This window comes from Mesorhizobium sp. M0938 (assembly GCF_040319125.1).
Lineage (GTDB): Bacteria > Pseudomonadota > Alphaproteobacteria > Rhizobiales > Rhizobiaceae > Mesorhizobium > Mesorhizobium robiniae.
The window spans coordinates 196944-216393 of the sequence record NZ_JAMYNS010000004.1; the positions used below are offsets into that span (position 1 = coordinate 196944).

Genomic DNA, 19450 nt, shown 5'->3' on the forward strand with positions numbered 1-19450 from the left:
AATTACCCGTTGTTTTTACGGTGTAATCGGCTTTCTATCTCTTCATGCGCGCTTTGCGTCGCTTTGAGCGAGACGGTCAAGCCGCCATCCTCATTGTCGGTGCGCGAGACCACATCGCCATTGCGGTAGAGCCAGTCGACAAGCCCGAGCTGCTCAGGCTTGAGCGTGACAGTCAGCGTTTCCAGCTCGCCTGACACTCTTGTCTCGATGATCGCCTTCAGCACATCGATGCCCTCGCCGGTGGCAGCCGAGATCGCGATCGGCGGCGTCTTCTGGCTGTCGGCGCCATCGGCAAGAAGCCGAGCCCTGTTGCCTTCGTCGAGCAGGTCGATCTTGTTCCATACTTCGATGACGCGGCTGGTGTCGCCGGCATCGACGCCGAGATCGGCCAGGATGCGCTCGACATCCTCGGCCTGGGCGGCAGTGTCGGGATCCGAAATATCGCGCAGATGGATGACGAGATCGGCCTCGACCACCTCTTCCAGCGTGGCCCGGAAAGCCGCGATCAGATGTGTCGGCAGGTCCGAGATGAAACCGACCGTGTCCGAAAGGATGACTGGCGTGCCATGCGGCAGTCGCACCCGGCGCAGCGTCGGGTCGAGCGTGGCAAACAGCATGTCCTCGGCCAGCACCCCTGCTCCGGTCAGCCTGTTGAACAGCGTCGATTTGCCGGCGTTGGTATAGCCGACGATCGCCACCACCGGAAAAGGCACCTTCTTGCGCTTGGCGCGGTGCAGGTCGCGGGTGCGCCGCACTGTTTCCAGCTCGTGCTTCAGCTTCTTGATTTTATCCTGCAGGGCACGGCGGTCCGATTCGATCTGGGTTTCGCCAGGGCCGCCGAGAAAGCCGGCGCCGCCGCGCTGGCGCTCGAGGTGAGTCCAGCTTCGCACGAGCCGGCCCTTCTGATAGTTGAGGTGCGCAAGATCTACCTGCAGCGTGCCTTCTTTGGTCCGCGCGCGCTCGCCGAAAATCTCCAGGATCAGCCCGGTGCGGTCCAGCACCTTGGCGTTTAATTCCTTTTCCAGGTTGCGCTGCTGCACCGGCGTCAGCGGATGGTCGACAATGACCAGTTCGGCATGGCCCTCTTTGACGATCTCGGCGAACTCCGCGACCTTGCCGCTGCCGAGCAAGGTCGCAGGGCGCGGATCGTTGACGGTCACCACCGCGGTGTGGATCGGGTCGAGGTCAATGGCTTGGGCAAGGCCAACCGCCTCGTCGTGGCGAGCTTCGGCGGACCGCGTCAGGCGCGGACGATTCGTCTCTTCGTCGCCGCGCGGCTGGCGGGTAAGCACAGGCACGATAACCACGGCCCGAGTCCGGCCTTCGGCTTCCGTCCCCGGCTGATATGCTGGTTTTTCGCGAACGCTGCGGTCCGCGTCTTTTTTACGTGCCAATCAGGCGCCCTGGCTTTCCTCGCCATCGAACATCTGAACCGGCTGGCTCGGCATGATCGTGGAAATGGCGTGCTTGTAGACGAGCTGGGAATGGCCGTCCCGACGCAGCAGAACACAGAAATTGTCGAACGAAGTGACCACACCGGTCAGCTTCACGCCGTTGATGAGAAAGATGGTGAGTGGGTTTTTGCTTTTACGAACTGAATTCAGGAACAGGTCCTGAAGATTTTGCGATCGTTCCGCCATTGTTCTTGTCTTTCGCCGATCCCCTTCGGTTTGCAGGCCAATGCGCCAAATTGTCAGGCACATGTCAAGCACGCAAACACCATCTTGCCGTCAATAACGACAAGCAGAACGAGATATATTGATGTTCATTCCACCTGTGCGGTTATCAGGCTGGACTTTTTTCCGCAACGTCAAAAAAGGCTTGCCGCAAGGAAAGTGTTATCGAGCCCGGATGACCGTTGGCGACGGGAGCACCGTCGATCGCCACGATCGGCATGGCAATCGTGGTCGCGGAGCTGATGAAAGCCTCGCGCGCGGCCTGGGCCTCGGCGACCGAAAAGCCGCGCTCCTCGATCTTTAGGCCGAGCTTGGCAGCTACCTCGAACAGCGTGGTGCGGGTGATGCCGCGCAGGATGCCGTGCTCGGCCGGACGCGTCACCAGCACCCCATCCCCGGTGACGATCCAGGCGTTCGACGACCCACCTTCCTTGACGGTGCCATCGGCATCGACGAACCAGGCTTCCTGGGCGCCGGCTTCCTTGGCCTTCTGCTTGGCGAGCACATTTGGCAGCAGCCCGACGGACTTGATATCGACGCGGTCCCAGCGATTCTCCGGCACGGTGATGACCTTGATCCCGCTTTCGGCTCGTTTCGCGGCAGCAGCCGGGTCGGCTTTCCTGGCGGTCACCACCAGCGACGGCTTCGTGTCCGCCGCCGGGAAAACAAAGTCTCGGCTGGCGACGCCACGCGTCACCTGAAGATAGACCAAGCCGTCGGTGACATGGTTGCGGTGGACCACCTCGCGCAAAATAATCGGCAACACGCCACGCGTGACCGGCCAGTCGATCGACAATTCGGTCAGCGAGCGGTTCAGCCGTCCAAGATGGCGGGGCATGTCGACGATGAAGCCGCGCGCCACCTCGCAGACCTCATAGACGCCATCGGCGAACTGATAGCCACGGTCTTCAATATGCACGAAAGCGTCGGCGTGAGCGACATAGCGCCCGTTCACATAGGCAATGCGCGGCATGGGTCACCCCTGGAGAAGTCGGCGCATGATCCCGAAAATCGAAATGGTTTTCGGAAAGGGATCGTGCGCCAAGTCAAACTGCTACAGCGTCCTTTGCGCGTCCCAAAAGGCGCGGCGCTGTAGCGCTTTCTTATGCGATTCCGCCGCCGCCGTAACCGATAATTGCGTAGGCCTGGCTATCAGACGCCCAGCGATTTCAGCTTGCGATGGAGCGCCGAGCGCTCCATGCCGATGAACTCGGCCGTTTTCGAGATGTTGCCGCCAAAACGGTTGATCTGGGCGATCAGATAGTCCTTCTCGAACTGTTCGCGCGCCTCGCGCAACGGCAGCGCCATGATGTGCTGATCGGACTGATTTGGCGTGCGCGGCATCACGTCGCCGATCTCAGCGGGCAAGAGGTCGGCGGTGATCGGCGCATCGGCATCGTCGCCGCGCGCCAGGATCATCAGCCGCTCGACATTGTTGCGCAGCTGACGGACATTGCCTGGCCAGTTATGGGCCTGCAGCACCGCCAGCGCGTCGTCGCCGATGCGCCGCGGCCGGATGCCAGCCTGACGGGCGATTTGCTTCATGAAGTTGTCGACAAGATAGGGAATGTCCTCCCGCCGCTCGGCCAATCCCGGCACCATGACCGGAACCACCGCCAGGCGGTGATAGAGATCCTCCCGGAAACGACCGTCGGCGATCATGGCCTCGAGGTTCTGCGATGTCGACGATATGATCCGGACATCGACCTTGACCCGCTTGGTGCCCCCTACCCGCTCAAACTGCTGTTCGACCAGCACGCGCAGGATCTTGTTCTGCGTTTCGCGCGGCATGTCGGCCACTTCGTCGATGTAGAGAATGCCGCGGTGGGCTTCCTCAAGGGCGCCGACCTTGCGTTCGACACCGTTTGATTCGGTACCGAACAGCTCGACCTCCATGCGTTCGGGCGTGATGTTGGCAGCGGTCAGCGCCACGAACGGCGCGCTCTTGCGCGCTGACAGCGCGTGGATGGCGCGTGCGGCGAGTTCCTTGCCCGATCCGGACGGGCCGATGATCATGACGCGGCTGTTGGTCGGCGCGACCCGCTCGATTGTCTGGCGCAATTGGCTCATCGCCGAGGACATGCCGATCAGGTCGAAGGTTTCGCCGCTGCGCAGCTTGAGATCGGAAACCTCGCGTTTCAGCTTCGAGGTTTCAATCGCACGCTCGGCGATGAGGATCAGCCTGTCGGCCTTGAACGGCTTCTCGATGAAGTCATAGGCACCGCGCCGGATCGCCGAGACCGCTGTTTCGATGTTGCCGTGGCCCGAGATCATCACGACCGGCAGGTTCGGGTGCATCGTCTTGATCTCGTCCAGCAACGCCAGTCCATCCAGACGGGAGCCTTGCAGCCAGATGTCGAGGAAAATCAGCCTCGGCGCCCGGTCGGCGATCGCCGCCAGGGCACTGTCGGCATCGAATGCCGTGCGGGTTTCGTGACCTTCGTCGCTCAGAATACCGGCGACGAGTTCGCGGATGTCTTCCTCGTCATCGACGATGAGAATGTCAGACGCCATTACCGACCTTTTCAGTTTCTCTTTCGTGTTCCGTCCTGCCTTCGCCGCGCGACGGCACGGTGGCGGCGGCAAGCGGCAGGATGATGCTGATCATCGCGCCACGCCCGCCGTGGAAATCCGCCGGCGCGTCATGCAGCTCGAGCTGACCGCCATGGTCCTCCACTATCTTCTTGACGATAGCGAGGCCAAGTCCCGTGCCCTTCTCGCGCGTCGTCATGTAAGGCTCGAGCAATCGCTGACGGTTCTCGCGCGGCAGGCCCTTGCCATTGTCGATGACGTCGATGCGAATCGCGTCATTCTGGCGCCCGGCTTGAATCCGGATTATGCCGTGCGAGCGGTCCTTTTGATCAAGTCCGTCAATCGCCTCGGCTGCGTTCTTGATAACATTGCCGAAAGCCTGCGCCATCAGGCGGCTGTCGAAAGTGCCTTTGAGCGGTTCGTTGCCGAACACGCGCTCGAAGGTGATATCGGCGCGACTCACTTCGACGAGGAACGAGGCTTCGCGCAGCGACTCGCGCAAATCGAGGGCCTTCATTTCAGGCTTCGGCATGCGTGCGAAAGCGGAGAACTCGTCGACCATGCGGCCGATGTCCTCAACCTGCCTGATAATCGTATCGGTGCACTGATCGAAAACCTCGCGGTCTTCGGTGATAACTTTGCCGTAGCGGCGCTTGATGCGCTCGGCGGAAAGCTGGATCGGTGTCAGTGGGTTCTTGATCTCGTGAGCGATGCGTCGCGCCACATCCGCCCAGGCCGAGGAACGCTGCGCCTGGACCAGATCGGTGATGTCGTCGACCGTCACGACATAGGACTTCTCCTCCGAACCGTCGCCGCCGGCCTCGACCGTGATCTGCACGTTGAAGGTCCGCTCTGCGCCTGCGCGATAGAAGGTCACCTGCTCGCGGTGGACAGGCTTGCCCGATTTGCGGCCGATCTCGAAGACGCGGCCGACATGCGGCAGCACGGCGGAAAGATTCTGCCCGAGTGCGGCGGTGGCGGATATGGCCAGCATCGTCTCGGCCGATCGGTTGACGATGGTGACGATGCCGTCCGGATCGACGCCGATGACGCCGGCGGTGACGCCGGCAAGCACGGCTTCCGAAAAACGTCGCCGCTCGTCGATCAAATCCTTGGCGGACAGAATCTCGTTACGCTGCGATTTCAGTTCCAGCAGCATCTTGTTGAAGGTGTCGCCGAGCGAGGCGACGTCGCCGTCGGAGGGCCGAACGGGCACGGCAACATCGAGATTGCCGGTCGCGACCTCGTCGGCCGCGCCGATGAGCTGGCGAATGGGCCGCACCAGGCGGTCGGCGACCGCAATGCCGGTCCAGATGGCGGACAGGATGATGATCAGCGTCAGCGACAAATAGGGAAGCGCGAAGGCCACTTGCGAGGTGCGGCGATTGTCTTCGAGGCCGCGGTATTCGTCGGTGTTGGACCTGACGATCTGCCGAGCCTTGATCACCTCGGGGTCGACGAGGCGGATAGTGTAAAGATAGAGCCCTTCGATCTCGCGCAGCTTGACGATGGCGCCCATGATGTTGCGCGTCTTCGGCTCGATCAGCACCGGCCTGCCGTCGGCGGCACTGCTCATGGCGCCTTCCGGCGGCTCCGGCATGGCAAAATCGGCGTCGGTCTTGGCGCTCATGACGAACGAACCGTCCGGCTTGACCAGTGCGGCATGGGCCAGCGAGCGCCCGACGGCTTCCTTGTTCATGAGATCGAGGAAGCCGGTTCGATCGAGGCCGTAGAGCGTGCGGGAGGCGTCGAGATCGTAGGCCATCGACAGCGTCGTTCCCTGGAGATTGCGCGCGTTCTCCTGCACATAGGCGTCCGCAATCGACAGCGATGAATTGACGATCGTCTTGGTGCGGATCTCGAACCAGCGATCAAGGCCGATGTCGAGTGTGATCGACGCGATGATTGCCACCATGATGGCGGGAATCGCAGCGACCAGCGCGAACATCGCGACGATCCGTACATGCAGCCGCGACGCCGCCTTGCCACGCCGACGCGCCATCAGGATACGATGCACTTCGCGGCCGACCAGCGCGATCAGGAACAGGATGAACGCCGCATTGAGGGCGATAAGCGCCAGCGTCGTCCTCTCGTCCGGCGTGATCGGCGTGGCACCAACGAGAATGGCGAAGGAGATCGCTGCCGTAACCAGCGCACCGACAACGGCCACCACGCCTGGCAGCGCCAGCAGCCGGCGTCCGTCCCTTGTTCCGGGTTCGCTGAAAAGCGGTTCGCTCAGTGTCGGTGCGTGTGAAGCCATGTCGCCGTCTAGAGCCAGTGATTGCGTCGGATCTATGCAACGCATTGTGGCGATTATGCAACAAGTGTGACCTGGACGGAAATCTTTCGGCGATCGATCCCCTGGAAAGGCGCCGCTCTACCGGATCAGGCCGAAAAAATCGGGATCGATGTTTCCGGAAGCACGACACGAAAACTCAAAGCGTTAGAGCGAACTTTGTACGTCCGAACCGACGTAGGTCGCTCTATGCCTGCCTGGACGATTTGTAGACGTTGACACCGAGTTCGCGGATCTTCTTGCGCAGCGTGTTGCGATTGAGCCCCAGGAGTTCCGCAGCCTTGATCTGGTTGCCGCGCGTTGCCGTCATCGAGGCGAGGACCAACGGGTATTCGACCTCGGAGAGAATGCGCTGATAGAGGCCGGCGGGGGGCAATTCGCCGGCGAACGAAGCAAAGTAGCGCTGCAGGAAATGTTCCACCGCCTGGCCGATGGACAGGTCGTCGGGAATAAGGTTGCCGCCACCGGGAACGACCGGCCTTTCGCCGGTCTTCAACTCCGCCTCGATGATCTCGGCGGAAATCTCATCCTGCGAATAAAGCGCGGCCAGCCTGCGGACAAGATTTTCGAGCTCGCGCACGTTGCCGGGCCACGGATAACGCTTCATCAGCTCGATGCCGCCGGTGGAAATACGCTTGGTCTGCAGGCCCTCGCTGGCACCGATCTTGAAGAAGTGGCGGACAAGATCCGGAATATCCTCTGAGCGCTCGCGCAGCGCCGGCAGCCTGAGCGGCACGACGTTCAGGCGATAGAAGAGATCCTCGCGGAACAAACCCTGATTGATCAGCGTGCGCAGATCCTTGTTGGTGGCAGCGACGATGCGCACGTCGGTCTTGATCGGCGTGCGGCCGCCGACGGTTGTGTATTCGCCCTGCTGCAGGACGCGCAGCAGACGCGTCTGCGCTTCCATCGGCATGTCGCCGATCTCGTCGAGGAAGAGCGTGCCGCCTTCGGCCTGCTCGAAACGGCCGGTCGAGCGGTTCTGCGCGCCGGTGAAGGCGCCCTTTTCGTGACCGAACAGTTCCGATTCGATGAGGTCGCGCGGGATCGCCGCCATGTTGATGGCGACGAAAGGGCCGCCGCGGCGGCGGCCGTATTCGTGCAGCGCGCGCGCCACCAGTTCCTTGCCGGTGCCCGATTCGCCTGAAATCATCACCGTCAGGTCGGTCTGCATCATCCGCGCCAGCATGCGGTAGATATCCTGCATGGCGGCCGAGCGACCGACCAGCGGCATCGTTTCCGGCGGCTCGTCCGCCCGCGCATCGATCTTCGGCCGCCGGGGCTCGGAAAGCGCCCGGTTGACGATGTTGAGAAGTTCGGTCAGATCGAACGGTTTCGGCAGATATTCGTAGGCGCCGGTTTCGGAGGCGCGAATTGCGGTCATGAACGTGTTCTGGGCGCTCATGACGATGACCGGCAGTTCCGGTCGCGCCTTCTTGATGCGCGGCAGCATGTCGAAGGCGTTCTCGTCCGGCATGACCACGTCGGTGATGACGAGATCGCCCTCGCCCGCCGCCACCCAGCGCCACAGTGTCGAGGCGTTGGACGTCACGCGCACCTCATGGCCGACGCGCGAAAGCGCCTGGTTGAGGACGGTGCGGATGGCCGCGTCGTCGTCGGCGACGAGAATATTGCCGCGAACCGTCATTTGCGGTCTCCTTCGCCATCGTCGTCCGTTCCGAACGGCGTTTCTTTCCAGGCTGGCATCAGAATGCGGAAGGTGGTTCCGCGCGGCGTCGAATCGCATTCGATGATGCCGCCATGCTCGCCGACAATTTTCGCGACCAGCGCCAGGCCAAGCCCCGACCCGTTCGGCTTGGTGGTGATAAAGGGATCGAACAGGATCGGCAGGATGTCTTCGGAGACACCGGAGCCGTTGTCGCGCACGCAGAATTCCAGCGGCAGCGACACGCGGCCCTGTGATCCCGGAACGGAGACACGGATGCCCGGTCGGAACGCGGTCGACAGGGTGATCTCGCCTTGCGGATCGCCGCCAATCGCCTCGGCAGCATTTTTGACCAGGTTGAGGAACACCTGGATGAGCTGGTCACGGTTGGCAAAAACCGGAGGCAATGATGGATCATAATCCTCCAATATCTTGATCCGCTTGGCAAAACCGTTCTTGGCAATCGCTTTTACATGATCGAGCACGACATGGATGTTGACCGGATAGCGGTCGATCGGCCGCTCGTCGGAAAACACCTCCATACGATCGACCAGCGAGACGATGCGGTCTGTCTCGTCGGTAATCAGCCGGGTCAGCGCGCGATCCTCGTCGGAAGCCGACAGCTCAAGCAATTGGGCAGCACCGCGGATGCCGGATAGCGGGTTCTTGATCTCGTGGGCGAGCATCGCGGCCAAGCCGGTCACCGAGCGTGCCGCACCGCGATGCGTCATCTGCCGGTCGATCTTGTCGGCCATCGATCGTTCCTGGAACATCACCACGACGGAGCCCGGAAATTCCGGCACCGGCGCGACATAGAGGTCGACGACTTTCTCGATGCCAAGGCGCGGCGACGACACATCGACCCGATATTCGTTGACGGGTGCCCGGCGCTCGCGCACCTGGTCGACAAGCGTCAGCAACGGGCTGCCGAAGGGAATGAGCTTATGTAGTGTGTTGCGGGCGAGCATGGTCGCGCTCGAGCGGAAGAAATCCTCTGCATCGGCATTGGCGAAGGTGATGAACCCCTCCGCATCGACCATGATCACCGGGCGGCGGATGGTGTTGAGTACGATGTGGGCGGCGTCCGCCATGTCCATGCTCTGTGCAACAGTGGCGTTCATGCCGCGCTCCGCAGGTTCATCGCCTCGGGAGCGCGTGAAAACACCTCACGCAACGCGGCAATGACACGGACGGGCTCGAAGGAGGTGAGGATGGCCTTTCGCTGCTCATCAATGACGCCGGCCTGGCGGTCGAAATACCAGCCAAGATGCTTGCGCGCCTGGCGCACGCCGCTTTCGGTGCCGTAGAGCGTCAGCATGTCTTCGTAATGGGCAACGACGTAGTCGGCCAACGCCTCAGGGCCTTCGGGCACGCCAGGCGTCGCCTCTTTTGCCGCGGCTGCCGCGATGCTGCCTGCTGTCCAGGGCGCCCCATAATGCGCGCGTCCGATCATCACCGCGTCGGCGCCCGACTGATCGAGGATCATTGCTGCCTCCGCCGGCGAGCCCACATCGCCATTGGCAACGACCGGGATCGATACAGCCTGCTTTATGCGAGCGATGGCGCGCCAGTCGGCCTTGCCCTGGTAGAACTGGCAGCGTGTGCGGCCATGCACCGTCACCATCTTGACGCCGGCCTGCTCGGCGCGGCGCGCCAGCATCGGCGCGTTGAGCGCGGTTTCGTCCCAGCCGAGCCGCATCTTGACCGTGACCGGCACTTCGACGGCGCCGACCACCGCGTCGATCAGCGACAAGGCGTGATCGAGGTCGCGCATCAGCGCCGAGCCGGCATAGCCGCCCGTCACCTTCTTGGCCGGGCAGCCCATGTTGATGTCGATGATGTCGGCGCCCTCGCCCGCGGCTATGCGGGCGCCCTCTGCCATATGCGTCGCCTCACGGCCGGCAAGCTGGACCATGTGAACCGGCAACCCGGAATGACGGATGCGCAGGCCGCAACCGGCCCTGCCCTTGGCAAGCTCGCCGCTCGCCACCATCTCCGACACGACCAGCCCGGCGCCGTGCGCGTGCGCGCGTTGCCGGAATGGCTCGTCCGTTATGCCAGACATGGGTGCGAGAAACACGCGGTTACGGATATTCACGCCTCCCACATCGAGCGGCGAAGCCAATTGGGTCGAATCAAGTTTGGTCAAATCAGGCATGCACAAAAACCAAGCATTTTTGATTGCTGCACATTCTGTAACCAGAATGGTGACGATGTGCAACGCGCAATGACGTCACATTGAGGCGTATTTGGGAAAATGCTGGCCTTCGGCCTTGGCCGCGACTAAGCGTCTCGGCATGACAGATGCAAGCGAAAAGCAAGCTTCGGCTGCGGACGACAGGGTCGCCGTGGTTATCGTCGCGGCCGGGCGCGGCGCGCGCGCCGGTCAGGCCGACGGGCCGAAGCAATACCAAAGGATTGGTGGCCGTGCCGTCATCGCGCGCACATTGGACATGTTTTTGGCGCATCCGAGGATCGGCCCCATCGTCGTTGCCATCCATGCCGACGACAGCGCGCTTTTTCGCAGCGCCGCCGGAGCCAGCGCCGATCGGGTCGTCACGGTCACCGGCGGCGCGTCCAGGCAGGACTCCGTTCGGCTCGGGCTGCTTGCGCTGAGAGGCCATGCGCCGGGCCAGGTTCTGGTCCATGATGCCGTTCGCCCGTTCGTCGACGCGGAATTGATAGATCGTACGATCGCCGCTATCGGCGAGCGCCAGGGAGCGCTGCCTGCCCTGCCGGTAGCCGACACGCTGAAACGTGAGTCGGGCGACGGCATGATCGGCGAGACGGTTTCCAGGAACGGTCTTCATGCCGCCCAGACGCCGCAAGGCTTTCCGTTCTGGCCGATCCTGGCCGCCCACGAAAAGGCCCATCATCTCGGCAAGGCGGACTTCACCGACGATGCCGCGATTGCCGAATGGGCGCATATTCCGGTGAAAATCGTTCCGGGCTCGCCAGACAACGTCAAACTCACCTGGGCAAGGGATATTTCGATGGCGGATCAGCGGCTTTCCGGCGAACGGCCGCGTTTTCCCGATATCCGCACCGGCAATGGCTATGACGTCCATGCCTTCGAGCCCGGTGACCACGTCATGCTGTGCGGCGTCTCCATCCCGCACGGCAAGAAACTGTCCGGTCATTCGGACGCCGATGTCGGCCTGCACGCCTTGACCGACGCGCTGCTCGCCACCTGCGGCGCCGGCGACATCGGCACGCATTTCCCGCCATCGGATCCACGGTGGAAAGGCGTGGCCTCGCGGATCTTCGTCGAACATGCGGCAAAGCTGGTGCGCGCGCGCGGCGGGCGCGTCGCCAATGCCGACATCACGCTGATCTGCGAGGCGCCACGGGTCGGCCCACATCGCGAAGTGATGACCGAAACCCTTTCGGCGATGCTGGGAATTTCCCGGGACCGCATCTCGATCAAGGCGACAACCAACGAAAAGCTCGGCTTTGTCGGCCGCGAGGAAGGCATAGCCGCCATCGCGACCGCCAGTGTCGTGTTTCCAGGGGAGGTCCCAGAATGAGCGACAGCGGCCTCGCAGATGCCCTGCTTCAGGCCTGCCAGCAGCGCGGCATCATGCTGGCGACGGCCGAGAGCTGCACCGGCGGCATGGTTATTGCCGCCCTGACCGACATCGCCGGCTCTTCCACGGTGGTCGACCGCGGTTTCATCACCTATTCCAACGAGGCCAAGACGGAAATGCTCGGCGTTTCCGCCGCCGCGCTTGAAGTGCACGGCGCGGTCTCGCGGGAAACGGCGGTCGAGATGGCGCAAGGCGCCCTCACCCGTTCGCGCGCCGGATTGAGCCTTGCCGTTACCGGCATCGCCGGCCCAGGCGGCGGCTCGACGGAAAAGCCCGTCGGCCTGGTCTGGTTCGGTGTCGCCTTGACTGGCCGGCCGGTCGTCAGCGAATGCCAGTTGTTCGCCGATAAGGGCCGCAATTTCATCCGCCGGGAGACGGTCAAGCATGCGCTTGAACTGGGCTTGCGCGCACTCGCTGCGGATCAGGCCGCCGGCGCTGCCCCATAGATGACGTCGGCGCGCTTTTCGAACGCCTCGGAGAACATGCGGAAGGCGCGATCGAACATCGCCCCCATCACCGCTCCCAGAATGCGGCTCTTGAATTCGTAGTCGATGAAGAAGCAGACATTGCAGCCGCCATCCGCCGGCTCGAAGCGCCAGACATTGCTCAGATATTTGAACGGACCGTCGATGTATTTGACGTCGATGGCGTTCTCGTCAGGTTTTAGCAGCACCTGCGTCGTGAAAGTCTCGCGAATCGCCTTGTAGCCGATGCTCATGTCGGCGATGAGCAGGGAGCGCCCGTCGCGTTCCTTGCGCGAGCGAACCGTCAGCGCCTCGCAAAGCGGCACGAATTGCGGATAGGATTCGACATCGGCGACCAGAGCGAACATTTGTTCCGGCGTATGCGCAACGCGGCGATGGGCTTCGAATTGTGGCATGAAACCAGAGTGTTAGGCGGACTTCTTGAGAAATGTTTCCCGCGCTGCGCGCAATCTGGCGAAATCGTCGCCGGCGTGGTGCGAAGAGCGCGTCAGCGGACTTGACGCCACCAGCAGGAAGCCCTTGGTCTTGCCGATGGTTTCGAAGGATTTGAATTCCTCCGGCGTGACGAAGCGGATCACAGGATGGTGCTTCTTCGACGGCTGCAGATACTGGCCGATGGTCATGAAGTCGACATTGGCCGAACGCAGATCGTCCATCAGCTGCAGGATTTCGTTCCGCTCCTCGCCGAGGCCAACCATGATGCCGGATTTGGTGAAGATCGACGGATCGAGTTCCTTGACCCGCTGCAGCAGCCTAATCGAATGGAAATAGCGGGCGCCCGGGCGGACCGTCAGATAGTTCGACGGCACGGTTTCGAGATTGTGATTGAACACGTCGGGCTTGGCCGCCACCACGACCTCCAGCGCCCCTTCCTTGCGCAGGAAGTCGGGCGTCAGGATTTCAATTGTCGTCAACGGTGTTGCCGCCCTGATGGCGCGGATGACGTCGGCGAAATGTTGCGCGCCACCATCGGCAAGATCGTCGCGGTCCACGGAGGTGATGACGACATGGCTTAGGCCCATTTGCTTGACAGCGTGTGCGACGCGGGCCGGCTCATCGGGATCGAGCGCGGTCGGTATACCGGTAGCCACGTTGCAGAAGGCGCAGGCGCGCGTGCAGATCTCGCCCATGATCATGAAGGTGGCGTGCTTCTTTTCCCAGCACTCGCCGATATTGGGGCAGCCGGCCTCTTCGCACACCGTCACCAGCTTGTGCGACTTCACGATCTCGCGCGTCTCGGCATAGCCTTTCGACATCGGCGCCTTGACGCGGATCCAGTCGGGCTTGCGCAGCACGTCCTGGTCGGGCTTGTGTGCCTTTTCAGGATGTCGCAGACGCGGCGCATTGGCGATCGTGTCGAGGACGGTGACCATCTGAAATCCGGTTTGTTGGCGATCGCCTGTCTGACGTTCGCTTTTCACAAGTCATCTAAGACTTTTCGCAGCAAAGAAAAAGGCCGCGGCGGCGCATGCCGCCACGGCCGTTTTCGCATGGCAAGAGTTCAGCAACTAACGGCGCACCATGCGTCCTACCCAGATCAGCAGGCACGCACCGATGAAACCGGTGATCAGATAGGCGATCCAGCCGGAGCCGAAGGCGCCGATGTTGAGCGCCTGCAGGATGGCATTCAGCACGATCGCGCCGACGATGCCAAGAATGATGTTCATCAGGATGCCGGTATTGCTCTTCATGAACATCTCGGCAAGCCATCCTGCCAAACCGCCGATGATGATGGCTGCTACCCAGCCCACGCCGTTCACGTCCATATGCCCTATCCTTGTGTGATGAATGCATCCGGAAACGAATTACCTTGCCGTCGAGTTCCTTGTCTCTCGCGTGTTGAGTCTCAAGCGGCCGATTTATCATGCGTTCAGCGCGCGGCCATAGGCGTCAAGGACGCTTTCCTTCATCATCTCCGACAGCGTTGGGTGCGGGAAAATCGTGTGCATCAATTCTTCCTCAGTGGTCTCCAGGTTCATCGCCACGACAAAACCCTGGATCAGCTCAGTCACTTCGGCGCCAACCATATGCGCGCCAAGCAACTGCCCGGTTTTCTTGTCGAAAATGGTCTTGACGAAGCCCTGGTCCTCACCAAGTGCGATGGCCTTGCCGTTGGCGGCGAACTGAAAGCGGCCGACGCGGATGTCCTTGCCCTCGGCTTTCGCTTTCGCTTCGGTCAGCCCAACGGAAGCTACCTGCGGATTGCAATAGGTGCAGCCCGGAATCTTCAGCTTGTCAGTGGCGTGTACGCCGGGGAAATCGGCGATCTTTTCCACGCAGACAACACCTTCATGCTCAGCCTTGTGGGCGAGCATGGGCGGGCCGGCGACATCGCCGATGGCATAGATGCCGGGCACATTGGTCTTGCCGTAGCCGTCGACGACGACGCAGCCGCGTTCGGTCTTCACGCCGAGCGCTTCGAGGCCGAGATTCTCAATATTGCCCTGCACGCCGACCGCGGAGATCATGCGGTCGGCGGTGATCTTCTCGACCTTGCCGTCCTTCATCTCGACATGCGCGGTGACCGAGTTCGCTCCCTTCTCGACCTTCGTCACCTTGGCTTCGAGAATGATCTTCATGCCTTGCTTCTCGAACTGCTTCTGCGCGAATTTCGAGACCTCGGCGTCCTCGACTGGCATTACCGCCGGCAGCAGTTCGACCACGGTCACCTCGGCGCCCATGGTGCGGTAGAACGAGGCGAATTCGATGCCGATGGCGCCCGAACCCATCACCAGCAGCGATTTCGGCATCTCCTTCGGCACCATCGCCTCGAAATAGGTCCAGATCAGTTTGCCGTCGGGCTCGATGCCGGGCAGCGCGCGCGGCCTAGCGCCGGTGGCCAGGATTATGTGCTTGGCGGTGTAGGTGCCCTCGCCCTTGACGCCCTTGGGCGCCGGCGGCTGCGGCTCCATCGGCTTCTTCGACGGTTTGGACACGACGATCTCACCCGGTTTTGTCAGCTTGGCTTCGCCCCAGATCACATCGACCTTGTTCTTTTTCATCAGGAAGGCAACGCCGCCGTTGAGCCGCAGCGAGACCTTTCGCGAGCGGTCGACGACGGCAGCGGTGTCGACGCTGACCTTGCCGTCGAGCTTCAAGCCGTAGTCCTTCAGATGGTCCGAATAGTGCATGATCTCGGCCGAACGCAGCAGCGCCTTGGTCGGGATGCAGCCCCAGTTGAGGCAGATGCCGCCGAGATGCTCGCGCTCGACGATTGCCGTCTTGAAGCCGAGTTGTGCGGAACGCACCGCCGTGACGTAGCCGCCGGGGCCGGAGCCGATGATGATGACGTCATAGTTCTCAGCCACGGATCTTCTCCTTCACAATTCCAGCATGACGCGCACGATTGGCGCCAGCGCATTTCCAATCTTCCGCGTGTTCTCCGCGTCGAGATGGACGCCGTCGAGCGGCGTGGTCTCGGCGACCGTGCCGGCATCGAAGAAGCCGCAGCCGACCTCGTCGGCAAGGGCGGAATATTGCGCCGCCAGCCGCTTCGACGCCTCGTCGCCGCCGGCGAACATTTCCTTGAATTCGGCATTCTCCGTGCGGCTGACAGCGGGCGGGGAAACGACGAGGATCTGCGGCGCCGGCCAATCAAACGGATAGTCATGGCCACGCACGATATCGATCAGGCGCCGGATGCCTTGCTTAGCCGCCACCGGATTGCCATGGATCCACGGCTTCATGTCGTTGGCGCCGAGCATGATGATGATCAGGTCGAGCGGCGCATGCGTCGTCAACACCGTCGGCAGCACTTTTGCCCCGTTGCGGTCGGCCCCGGCCAGATGGTCGTCGAAGGCCGTGGTGCGACCGTTCAAGCCGTCAGCGATGACCTCAACACCGCCGCCCAGCGCCTTCCCCAGCACGCTCGGCCAGCGATCGTCGAGCGGATGGCGGTCGAGACTTGCCGTGTCATAGCCCCAGGTCAGCGAATCGCCATAGCAGAGAATTGTCTTCATGCGATCGCTCCGCTCCCGCCACAGCCCGGCCAGGCGCGCCAGCGCACCAACAACCATTGCACCATGATTGCCACCACGCCGGGGCGGAAGAAGGCAAAAAGGCTGGTGAAGAATTTCCGCACCGCCTTCTTCCTTCCTAGACCAGCATGCCCATCGGATTTTCGATCATGCGCTTGAAGGCGACGAGCAGTTCGGCGCCGAGCGCACCGTCGACGGCGCGATGATCGGTCGATAGCGTCACTGACATGATGGTGGCGACCTTGATCTCGCCGTTCTTGACCACCGCGCGCTGCTCACCGGCGCCAACGGCCAGGATCGTCGCATGCGGCGGGTTGATGACGGCGGCAAAGTCCTTGATGCCGAACATGCCGAGGTTCGACACCGCCGTGGTGCCGCCCTGGTATTCCTCCGGCTTCAGCTTGCGGCTGCGGGCACGGCTGGCAAGGTCCTTCATCTCGTTCGAGATGACCGACAGCGTCTTTTCGTCGGCACGGCGGATGATCGGCGTGATCAGGCCGCCGGGGATCGACACGGCGACGCCGACATCGGCATGCTTGTGCTTGACCATGGCGCTTTCGGTCCATGAGGCATTGGCGTCCGGCACCGCCATCAGCGCCATCGCCATCGCCTTGATCACCATGTCGTTGACCGACAGCTTGTAGGCCGGCGCTTCGCCCTTGTCGGTCTTCTTCACCGGGGCAGCCGCATTGATCTGCGTGCGCAGCGCCAGAAGCGCGTCGAGCTCGCAGTCGAGCGTCAGGTAGAAATGCGGGATGGTGGTCGTGGCCTCGACCAGCCGGCGCGCGATGGTTTTGCGCATGTTGTCGTGCGGGACAAGCTCGTAGGAGCCTTCGGCGAACAGTTTCAGCACCTGGTCGTCCGCCATTGGCTTGGCTGCGACAGCCGGAGCGCCGGCGGGCGGCGCTTTAGCAGCGGGTCCCTTGGCGCCACCACCGGAAATCGCTGCATCCACATCGGCCTTGACGACGCGGCCATGCGGGCCGGAGCCGGTCACCGCGGAGACGTCGACGCCGGCTTCCCGGGCGATGCGGCGGGCCAGTGGCGAGGCAAAGGTGCGCTCACCGCTTGCATGGCCATTGGCGACCGGAGCCGCTTCCGCCTTGGGCGCAGGTGCGGCGGCAGGTTCCGGTTTCGACGCTTCGGGTTTTGGCGTTTCAGCTTTGGGGGCATCCGCTTTCGGAGCCTCGGCCTTTGCCGGCGCAGCGCCGTCACCGCTCTTTGCGGCCGCCGCCGCATCCTCGCCCTCAGCCGCAAGCACGGCGATCAGCGCGTTGACTTTGACGCCTTCGGTGCCGGCCGCAACGACCAGCTTGGCGACCGTGCCCTCATCAACAGCTTCGACTTCCATCGTTGCCTTGTCGGTCTCGATCTCGGCGATCACGTCGCCCGGCGAAACCTTGTCGCCCTCCTTGACGAGCCATTTGGACAGATTGCCCTCTTCCATCGTGGGCGAGAGGGCCGGCATGGTGATGTTGATCGGCATTTTTCCTCCTCAGTTCCGCCCGGTTAGCGAACGGTGCTGGATATTGAACTGCTCCGACATTCTGCCTCGATAGCCTTCTTCCAATGCCTGAAGCGTCTCGATTTCAGGGATGCCATCTTTTTCCAGTCTCATCCTGGCTATGTGCATTGCCGACATCAGCGAGCACCATGCCCCAGTTGTGAGCGTTTGGTCCAAAGAGGTCTTGCATCGTGACGACCGCGTCCGAACCAATCCAGACGCGGAGTATTTCATCGAATTCGCTGTTCTCGACGACCTCCGCGGAAACTTCTAGTTCGCGCGACATCTCGTTAACCCCGGTACGTCACGACTTTCACCGCCTCTATGACTTCCGCGACATTGGGCAGCGCCAGCTTTTCGAGGTTCGCCGCATAGGGCATCGGCACGTCCTTGCCGGCAATGGTGATGACAGGTGCATCGAGGAAGTCGAAGGCGCGCTGCGACACCTGGTTGGCGATGTGGTCGCCGACCGAGTTCTGCGGAAAGCCTTCCTCGACCACGACCAGCCGGTTGGTCTTCTTGACCGAGGCGATGATGGTGTCGAAATCGAGCGGACGGATGGTCCTGAGGTCGATGATCTCGGCATCGATGCCCATCCCGCGCAACTCGGCCTCGGCCTTGATCGCATAGGTCATGCCGATGCCGAAGGAGACGATGGTGACATCCTTGCCTGATTTATGGATGCGCGCCTTGCCGATCGGCAGCACGAAATCATCCATCTTCGGCACGTCGAAGGAGTGGCCATAGAGGATTTCATTTTCGAGGAAGATAATCGGGTTCGGGTCGCGGATCGCGGCCTTCAGCAATCCCTTGGCGTCGGCGGCGGTGTATGGCATCACCACTTTCAGACCGGGAATGTGGCTGTACCAGGCGGCATAGCACTGCGAATGCTGGGCGGCGACGCGGGCAGCCGCGCCGTTCGGCCCACGAAAGACGATCGGTGCGCCCATCTGGCCACCGGACATGTACAGCGTCTTGGCGGCGGAGTTGATGATCTGGTCGATCGCCTGCATGGCGAAGTTGAAGGTCATGAACTCCACGATCGGTTTCAGGCCGGCCATCGCCGCGCCGACGCCGACGCCGGCAAAACCGTGCTCGGTGATCGGCGTGTCGACGACGCGTCGCGCCCCGAATTCCTGCAGCAGCCCTTGCGTGATCTTGTAGGCGCCCTGGTACTCGGCGACCTCCTCGCCCATGACGAAGACGTCGCCATCGCGGCGCATCTCCTCGGCCATCGCGTCGCGCAACGCCTCGCGTACCGTGGTCGAGACCATTTCCGTGCCAGCCGGGATGTCCGGATCGGCGGCAATTTCAGTTCTCGGCGCGGCCGCAGCAGGTGCTGCTGCCTCGCTCTTGGCCGGCGCAGCCGCGGGCGCTGCCGTTTCAGCCTTGGCCGGCTCCGTGGTTGCGGTTTCAGCTTTGGCAGGTTCTTCTTCGCCGACGCCTTCGCCTGCCTTGTCGATGTCCTCGCCATCAACGGCGAGCACGGCGATCACTGCATTGACCTTGACGCCTTCGGTGCCGGCTGGAACTACGATCTTGGCCAGCGTGCCTTCGTCGACGGCCTCGACTTCCATCGTTGCCTTGTCGGTCTCGATCTCGGCGAGAACGTCACCGGCGGCGACCTTGTCACCCTCTTTCTTCAACCACTTGGAAACATTGCCCTCTTCCATCGTCGGCGAGAGAGCGGGCATGAGAATTTCGATCGGCATGTCCTTGCCCTCCCG

The 19450-nt window shown here is 62.3% G+C and carries 18 protein-coding genes; 2 read left to right on the top strand and 16 right to left on the bottom strand.

The window, feature by feature from the left end:
- Positions 1-2 precede the first annotated feature (2 nt).
- The 8 genes from hflX to dusB all read right to left on the bottom strand — a co-directional run bounded on the left by hflX (position 3) and on the right by dusB (position 10328).
- Complete coding sequence (gene hflX / locus NKH73_RS08545; RefSeq protein WP_352930303.1) at positions 3-1394, bottom strand: GTPase HflX; 1392 nt, start codon at positions 1392-1394, stop codon at positions 3-5.
- Positions 1395-1640 carry an RNA chaperone Hfq gene (gene hfq, locus NKH73_RS08550; RefSeq protein WP_006202172.1) on the bottom strand — a complete coding sequence of 82 codons (246 nt, stop codon included), beginning with the start codon at positions 1638-1640 and terminating at the stop codon, positions 1395-1397. It abuts the gene before it with no gap.
- A gap of 145 nt (positions 1641-1785) precedes the next feature.
- Positions 1786-2649 (bottom strand): D-amino-acid transaminase, encoded by an 864-nt coding sequence (locus tag NKH73_RS08555; protein WP_352930305.1) that lies wholly within the window; start codon positions 2647-2649, stop codon positions 1786-1788.
- Between the two features lie 179 nt (positions 2650-2828).
- Positions 2829-4190 carry a nitrogen assimilation response regulator NtrX gene (gene ntrX / locus NKH73_RS08560; protein ID WP_352930307.1) on the bottom strand — a complete coding sequence of 454 codons (1362 nt, stop codon included), beginning with the start codon at positions 4188-4190 and terminating at the stop codon, positions 2829-2831.
- Positions 4180-6513, bottom strand: coding sequence for a sensor histidine kinase NtrY-like (locus NKH73_RS08565; RefSeq protein ID WP_502893875.1), 2334 nt, complete (start codon positions 6511-6513; stop codon positions 4180-4182). The genes ntrX and NKH73_RS08565 overlap by 11 nt, the downstream gene beginning before the upstream one ends.
- Positions 6514-6691: 178 nt before the next feature.
- Positions 6692-8152: a nitrogen regulation protein NR(I) gene (gene ntrC, locus NKH73_RS08570; RefSeq protein WP_352930311.1), complete on the bottom strand. Its 1461-nt coding sequence runs from the start codon at positions 8150-8152 to the stop codon at positions 6692-6694.
- Positions 8149-9291, bottom strand: coding sequence for a two-component system sensor histidine kinase NtrB (locus tag NKH73_RS08575; protein ID WP_352930313.1), 1143 nt, complete (start codon positions 9289-9291; stop codon positions 8149-8151). Before NKH73_RS08575 ends, ntrC begins: the two co-directional genes overlap by 4 nt.
- Complete coding sequence (gene dusB / locus NKH73_RS08580) at positions 9288-10328, bottom strand: tRNA dihydrouridine synthase DusB (RefSeq protein WP_352930315.1); 1041 nt, start codon at positions 10326-10328, stop codon at positions 9288-9290. Before dusB ends, NKH73_RS08575 begins: the two co-directional genes overlap by 4 nt.
- A gap of 139 nt (positions 10329-10467) precedes the next feature.
- On the opposite strand from dusB, the gene NKH73_RS08585 reads away from it, so the two are divergent.
- A complete protein-coding gene (locus NKH73_RS08585; RefSeq protein WP_352930317.1) occupies positions 10468-11697 on the top strand; it encodes a bifunctional 2-C-methyl-D-erythritol 4-phosphate cytidylyltransferase/2-C-methyl-D-erythritol 2,4-cyclodiphosphate synthase in 1230 nt (409 codons plus the stop codon).
- Positions 11694-12203, top strand: coding sequence for a CinA family protein (locus NKH73_RS08590; RefSeq protein ID WP_352930319.1), 510 nt, complete (start codon positions 11694-11696; stop codon positions 12201-12203). Before NKH73_RS08585 ends, NKH73_RS08590 begins: the two co-directional genes overlap by 4 nt.
- On the opposite strand, the gene NKH73_RS08595 is transcribed toward NKH73_RS08590, so the two are convergent.
- The 8 genes from NKH73_RS08595 to NKH73_RS08630 form a co-directional block, all read right to left on the bottom strand.
- Entirely contained in the window at positions 12179-12637 is a 459-nt protein-coding gene (locus NKH73_RS08595) for a type II toxin-antitoxin system RatA family toxin (protein WP_352930321.1), read from the bottom strand. The two genes, NKH73_RS08590 and NKH73_RS08595, sit on opposite strands and share 25 nt — an antisense overlap.
- 12 nt (positions 12638-12649) lie before the next feature.
- The gene (gene lipA, locus NKH73_RS08600; RefSeq protein ID WP_352930323.1) at positions 12650-13615 is read right to left on the bottom strand and encodes a lipoyl synthase; all 966 of its coding nucleotides are present in this window, start codon (positions 13613-13615) and stop codon (positions 12650-12652) included.
- A 135-nt stretch (positions 13616-13750) separates the two neighbouring features.
- Positions 13751-14008 (bottom strand): GlsB/YeaQ/YmgE family stress response membrane protein, encoded by a 258-nt coding sequence (locus NKH73_RS08605; protein ID WP_352930325.1) that lies wholly within the window; start codon positions 14006-14008, stop codon positions 13751-13753.
- Between the two features lie 96 nt (positions 14009-14104).
- Positions 14105-15550 carry a dihydrolipoyl dehydrogenase gene (lpdA, locus tag NKH73_RS08610; protein WP_352930327.1) on the bottom strand — a complete coding sequence of 482 codons (1446 nt, stop codon included), beginning with the start codon at positions 15548-15550 and terminating at the stop codon, positions 14105-14107.
- A 12-nt stretch (positions 15551-15562) separates the two neighbouring features.
- Positions 15563-16201 carry an SGNH/GDSL hydrolase family protein gene (locus tag NKH73_RS08615; RefSeq protein WP_352930329.1) on the bottom strand — a complete coding sequence of 213 codons (639 nt, stop codon included), beginning with the start codon at positions 16199-16201 and terminating at the stop codon, positions 15563-15565.
- Between the two features lie 136 nt (positions 16202-16337).
- Positions 16338-17705 (bottom strand): pyruvate dehydrogenase complex dihydrolipoamide acetyltransferase, encoded by a 1368-nt coding sequence (locus NKH73_RS08620; RefSeq protein ID WP_352930331.1) that lies wholly within the window; start codon positions 17703-17705, stop codon positions 16338-16340.
- Positions 17706-17808: 103 nt separating this feature from the next.
- Positions 17809-18009, bottom strand: coding sequence for a DUF5076 domain-containing protein (locus tag NKH73_RS08625; protein ID WP_352930333.1), 201 nt, complete (start codon positions 18007-18009; stop codon positions 17809-17811).
- Positions 18010-18013: 4 nt separating this feature from the next.
- Positions 18014-19435 (bottom strand): pyruvate dehydrogenase complex E1 component subunit beta, encoded by a 1422-nt coding sequence (locus NKH73_RS08630; RefSeq protein ID WP_352930335.1) that lies wholly within the window; start codon positions 19433-19435, stop codon positions 18014-18016.
- Positions 19436-19450 lie beyond the last annotated feature (15 nt).